Genomic DNA, 6000 nt, shown 5'->3' on the forward strand with positions numbered 1-6000 from the left:
TAAAATGAAAAAAAATTTGATGCAGAAATAGAAACCTGATGTTAGAATAAAAACATCATATGATATGCATTACCTATTCACATCAGGAAATATTTATGAGAAGATAATCCCCTCAGTCACAGCAGGCAGACCATTTGGATACGGTCTGATCTGATACAGAAGAGCTGAGACAAAAGAAAGGAACAATACGAATGAGATTATTGATCGTGCGACATGGAGATCCGGATTATTCCATTGATTCTCTTACAGAAAAAGGCTGGAAAGAAGCAGAATATCTGTCAGAAAGGCTGTCAAAACTTGATGTAAAGGATTTCTATGTATCGCCTCTTGGAAGGGCAAAGGATACAGCCTCTTTTACATTGAAGAAAATGAACCGTACAGCAGTTGAGTGTGACTGGTTACGGGAATTTGATGTTCTGATCGATCGCCCGGATGTTACTGACAGGCAGAAGAGATTATGGGACTGGCTTCCACAGGACTGGACACAGGATGAGAGATTTTACCAGTATGATCACTGGTATGAAAACGAGAGATTTCAGCAATCTGATGTCAAGAGATATTATGATCATGTAACAGGAGAGTTTGATAAGCTTCTTGCTGAACATGGTTATGTACGTGAAGGACATTATTACAGAGTGGAGAAACCAAATGAAGATACCCTGGTATTCTTCTGCCATTTTGGTCTGGAATGTGTGCTTCTTGCGCATCTGATCGGTGCTTCTCCAATGGTACTGTGGCATGGATTCTGCGCAGCACCAAGTTCAGTGACAACTGTCAATACAGAAGAACGAAGAGAAGGAATCGCAAGTTTTCGTATTAGTGCATTTGGTGATATTTCCCATTTATATGTGCATGATGAACCACCGGCATTTGCTGCAAGATTCTGTGAAATGTACAGTAATACGGATGAGCGCCACGATTAATTAATTAGTACATCGTTTTCGAAAACGATGTGCTAGATCAGGTAAGCCACTTGCGGAGGCTGCGAAAAGCAATAAGCGGTGGATGCGGATAGAATGACAGAACTGAAAGGAAATATAGAATATTGATATCAAAGACAATGAAAGCAATTCTGCATGCGCTGTCATATGGAAATATTGAGCTGGAATCTTCCAGAAGAATGGCAGATCTGAAGCAACTGGATGCCATGCGGATTTTTGTAAAAAAGCTGGATGTCAGAGTTTATAATGGAGAACATGAGGTCCCGGTCAGACTGTATTTTCCGACAGAAGAGGCAATGCAGGCGGGGATCGTAGAGGGAAATACATTTCCGATTCTCCTGTTTTTCCATGGTGGCGGATGGGTAACTGAGAGTGTGGAGAATTACGACCGTGTATGTGCCAGAATGGCACAGGCAACTGCACATATTGTAGTTTCTGTAGAATACAGACTGGCACCAGAGCATAAGTTTCCGGTTCCGCTGGAGGATTGTTATGCAGCAACGAAAGCGCTTTATACCAATCAGCTGATCTTAAACACTGATCCGGAGAAAATTACGATCATCGGGGACAGTGCAGGAGGAAATCTGACAGCAGCAGTATGTCTGATGGCAAGAGACAAAGGCGAGTTTACACCACGCCGTCAGATACTGATCTATCCTGCACTTGGAAACTGTTATACAGAGGAATCTCCTTACAGGTCTGTACAGGAGAATGGCTGTGATTATCTTCTTACATCAGTAAAAATGGAAGATTATCTGAATCTTTATCAGAGTTCAGCAGAGGACAGACAGAATCCGTATTTTGCACCGATACTGGAGAAGGATCTGAGAAATTTGCCTGAAACATTAATTCTCACAGCAGAATATGATCCTTTGCGCGATGAGGGAGAAGTATATGGCAGAAAACTTTATGCTGCAGGAAATCATGTGGAAGTACACAGGATTTACGGAGCATTTCATGGATTTTTTGCGCTGGGAATCAAATTTCTGCATGTACAGGAGAGTTTTAAATATATTAACCAGTTTCTGAATAAGAGTTATGAGAAAATTCTACAGTAATCCCCAAGAAGATTGCTACAGGACAAAGAGGTAAGCAGGAACGAAAAAGAAGGCAGGAAAATTATGGATACAGGATACTCAAAATGGAGAAAACTGGATAATGCAGCGTTGGCATTTCCGCTGGTAACAGGAAAGAATGACACCAGAGTGTTTCGTTTCTATTGTCAGTTAAAGGAAGAAGTCAATGGGGAAATCCTTCAGGCAGCACTGGATCAGACAATGGAGAAATATCCATTGTTCCAGGCGGTTCTGAGAAAAGGGCTGTTCTGGTTTTATCTGGAGCACAGAGACATCAGGGCAGTGGTAAAGCCGGAGACGGAACCACCATGCAGCCGTTTATATATTCCGGATAAGAAATCCCTTTTATTTCAGGTGAGTTATGACAAAAACAGAATTAATTTTGAGGTGTTTCATGCATTGACAGATGGCACCGGAGCCATGCATTTCCTGCAGGAACTGGTTCAGGATTATCTGATCCTGGCACATCCACAGGCAGATCTTCTGCAGATTGAGCATGCAGAGGAAATTACACATGGAGATAAAGAAGAGGACAGCTTTTCTCAGTATTATTCTTCAGATATACCGAAAGATAAAGAGAAGAAAAAAGCCGCTGTTAAACTGAAAGGGGAGAAGCTGGTTCACTCAGATATGCATGTTACGGAGGTTGCTCTTTCTGTAAAAGATATCCACCGGAAAGCCCGCTCCTGTGGAGTTTCCATCACTGTTTTACTGACAGCAATGATGCTGTGTTCTATTCGGGAAGAGATTCCAAAGAATCAGCAGAAACGACCGGTAGCATTGATGATTCCGGTGAATCTGAGAAATTATTTTCCGTCTCAGTCTATGACAAATTTCTTTGGGTGGATTGAGGTGGGATATATATTTTCTGATGAAACAACTTTTGAAGATGTACTTTTGTCTGTGAAGAAACAGTTCGAAGAAGAACTGGTAAAAGAAAAGATTGCCATGCATATGAGCGGATATGTGCGCATTGAGAAGAATCCTTTTGTACGTGCTGTTCCGTTGGAGATCAAGAAATATTTTCTTATGATCGGAGCCAATCTGGGAAGCAGGAGCATTACGGCAGTTTATTCTAATATCGGCATTATTCGTTTGCCGGAGGAGTACAAAGAATATATTCAGCATTTTGGGATTTTTGCAAGTACCAATTCTTTGCAGATGTGTTCCTGTTCTTATGGGGATGAGATGGTACTGGGATTTACTTCCAAGATACCGAATGACAGTATCCAGAGGAATTTCCAGCGGATGCTTGGCGAGGAGAATGTTTCCCACAGAGAATTAAAGAATGAATTTCCGGGATATGGAGAAAAGCACAGGCTTGAGAAAAAAGAAAATCAGAAGGTTATCCAGACTTTCAGCTTCCTGTGTCTGGCAATTGCGGTAATTTGCGGAATGATTAATTTTATGATGGCAGGTGTACTGAACTGGTTCTGGTTTGCAGGAGCAGGATGTGCCTGTGCATGGCTGGTTGTTATGGTAGCATATTATAAACGCAGGAATATTCTGAAGAATGAAATGTGGCAGCTTTTGCTCATATCAGTAATTGCGATCCTATGGGACCGGTTTACCGGATGGAAGTGCTGGTCTGTGGATTTTGTGATTCCTTTCGGGATATTGGCAGTGCAGTTTTCTGTTCCTGTGATCGCAAAAATAAACCGTCTGGAAAGGGAAGAATATCTGTTTTATCTTGTACAGGCCGGAATTGCAGGACTGATTCCGATGATATTGGTTTGGATTGGAATCGTGCAGTTTGCCGTACCTTCAGTAATCTGTGCCGGAATCAGTTTTCTGACATTGGCTGCACTGTTTATCTTCTGCAAGAAGGATACGATGCGGGAGTTTCATAAGAAACTGAGGATGTAGAAATATGGTCTTGACACACATGTGATAAAAGATTATACTTTATCCATGTAAAGAAAGGGGAGCTTGTGAGTGCAGGCTGAGAGGAAGTCATTAACTTCGACCCATATACCTGATTTGGATAATGCCAACGTAGGAACCTATAAGATATGATTTTAAAGGGAGATGACTGGCATCTCCTTTTTATTTATCTCATGCATTTGAAGAAATTCAGCTGTCCGGTAATCAATCTGTAATAAGTGAGAGAAAACCGGGGGCTTACAGGGAAATTTACATTATAACAGATGAATATTGGGAAAGATGAGAGTGAACAGAGTTCATGAAGGGGTGCACCACCGCGGGTGTATTCTTTTGTGGACTCTTTTTTATGTTGTAGAGGCCGGACCTTCTTTTCCCGGAAAGGAGAAAGTATGCTTATTACTGTTAATGGAAAAACAAAAGAATTGCAGAATACTCTTACAATAGGGCAATATCTGGAGGAAAACAGCTATGTGCCCAGCCAGATCGCAGTAGAATTAAATGAAAGAATTCTGTCAAAAGCCGAGTACAGCACTACTGTTTTACATGAAAATGACATACTGGAAATAGTCAGCTTCATGGGAGGTGGAAGATAAACAGGAATATCCTGATATCACATTATAATATACGAAAGAAGGACTTAAATTATGAGTACAAATAATGAAGACAAACTGATTCTGGGAGGTCATGAATTTACTTCCCGTTTTATTCTGGGATCCGGAAAATTTTCTCTGGATCTGGTGAAAGCATGTATTGAAAAGGCAGATGCGCAGATCATCACTCTGGCTCTGCGTCGTGCCAATGAAGGTGGACTGGCAAATATTCTGGACTATATTCCGAAAAATGTTACTCTTCTTCCCAATACTTCAGGTGCCAGAAATGCAGAAGAAGCAGTTCGTATTGCCAGACTTTCCAGAGAAATCGGATGCGGTGATTTCGTAAAGATCGAAGTGATCCATGATTCAAAATATCTGCTTCCGGATAACTATGAAACTGTCAAAGCTACAGAAATTCTTGCAAAAGAAGGATTTGTAGTAATGCCTTATATGTACCCGGATCTGAATGCAGCCAGAGATCTGGTAAATGCCGGAGCTGCCTGCATCATGCCGCTGGGTTCTCCGATCGGCTCTAATAAAGGTCTGTGCACTAAGGAATTTATCCAGATTTTGATTGACGAAATTGAGCTCCCGATCATTGTAGATGCAGGAATCGGACGTCCTTCTCAGGCGTGTGAAGCCATGGAGATGGGGGCATCTGCAGTTATGGCAAATACTGCGATTGCCACAGCAGGTGATGTGCAGATAATGGCTGAAGCATTTAAAAAAGCTATTGAAGCAGGACGAAGTGCATACCTTGCCGGACTGGGAAGAACCCTGGAAAAAGGTGCAAGCGCATCCTCTCCACTGACTGGTTTTCTTCATGAGTAATAAATAAAAAATCATTCTAAAATGAGATTTTTGATTATAGCAATCCTCGTAAATAATGCATTTAAGACAGTTCAGCAGCGTGCGAAAGACAAGGAAGATATCTGCAGGCGTGCTGACGCACGGCAAAGATATCTGACGCAGGATTTCACACTCTGATGGGCTGGATTAAGATGCATTATTTTAGAGGATTGCTATAACTGCGGAGTAGGTATTAATTTATAGGAAAACGAAAGTTGCCAAATGGTAATAAAGAGGAGAAAACATCAATGGAAACAACAGAAAAAAATATGGAACATGGGGAACACTTCAACGAAAGTATTGTCAATGAAGTGATTCTGGAAGATATGAAAAAGAACAGGATCGATCATATGAAATATCTTCCGGGAATGGAAGTACTGGAAGAATCAGACGTGATGGATCAGGTTATTTCTGCCATGAATGCTTACGATTATGATAAATATACAGAGGCAGATGTACGCAGGGCACTTGCTCATGATAACCGTACACCAGAGGATTTTCAGGCACTGCTGTCTCCGGCTGCATTGCCTCTTCTGGAGGAAATCGCACAGGCTGCGCAGAAAGAAACCAGGAAACATTTTGGGAACAGTGTGTATATGTTTACCCCTATTTATATTGCAAATTACTGTGAGAATTACTGTATTTACTGCGGATTTA

At 41.5% G+C, this 6000-nt stretch carries 5 protein-coding genes, 1 pseudogene and 1 riboswitch; all 6 genes and pseudogenes read left to right on the top strand.

The features are described from left to right. Nucleotides 1–191: 191 nt before the first annotated feature. Nucleotides 192–923, top strand: a complete 732-nt coding sequence (locus tag AC075L_RS08700) for a histidine phosphatase family protein (protein ID WP_022380658.1) — start codon at nt 192–194, stop codon at nt 921–923. Between the two features lie 137 nt (nt 924–1060). Beyond that, nucleotides 1061–1999 (top strand): alpha/beta hydrolase fold domain-containing protein, encoded by a 939-nt coding sequence (locus AC075L_RS08705; protein ID WP_055060626.1) that lies wholly within the window; start codon nt 1061–1063, stop codon nt 1997–1999. 63 nt (nt 2000–2062) lie between these two features. Next, nucleotides 2063–3883, top strand: a complete 1821-nt coding sequence (locus AC075L_RS08710) for a DUF6320 domain-containing protein (RefSeq protein WP_476387543.1) — start codon at nt 2063–2065, stop codon at nt 3881–3883. A gap of 45 nt (nt 3884–3928) precedes the next feature. Further along, a riboswitch (TPP riboswitch) is annotated at nt 3929–4037 on the top strand. 253 nt (nt 4038–4290) lie between these two features. Beyond that, nucleotides 4291–4494 carry a sulfur carrier protein ThiS gene (thiS, locus tag AC075L_RS08715; protein WP_008707075.1) on the top strand — a complete coding sequence of 68 codons (204 nt, stop codon included), beginning with the start codon at nt 4291–4293 and terminating at the stop codon, nt 4492–4494. A 51-nt stretch (nt 4495–4545) separates the two neighbouring features. After that, a complete protein-coding gene (locus AC075L_RS08720; protein WP_008707074.1) occupies nt 4546–5325 on the top strand; it encodes a thiazole synthase in 780 nt (259 codons plus the stop codon). 266 nt (nt 5326–5591) lie between these two features. Continuing rightward, a pseudogene (locus AC075L_RS08725) lies at nt 5592–6000 on the top strand (2-iminoacetate synthase ThiH); the annotation flags it as partial.

This window comes from Blautia sp. ZXY-1-B12 (assembly GCF_056339915.1).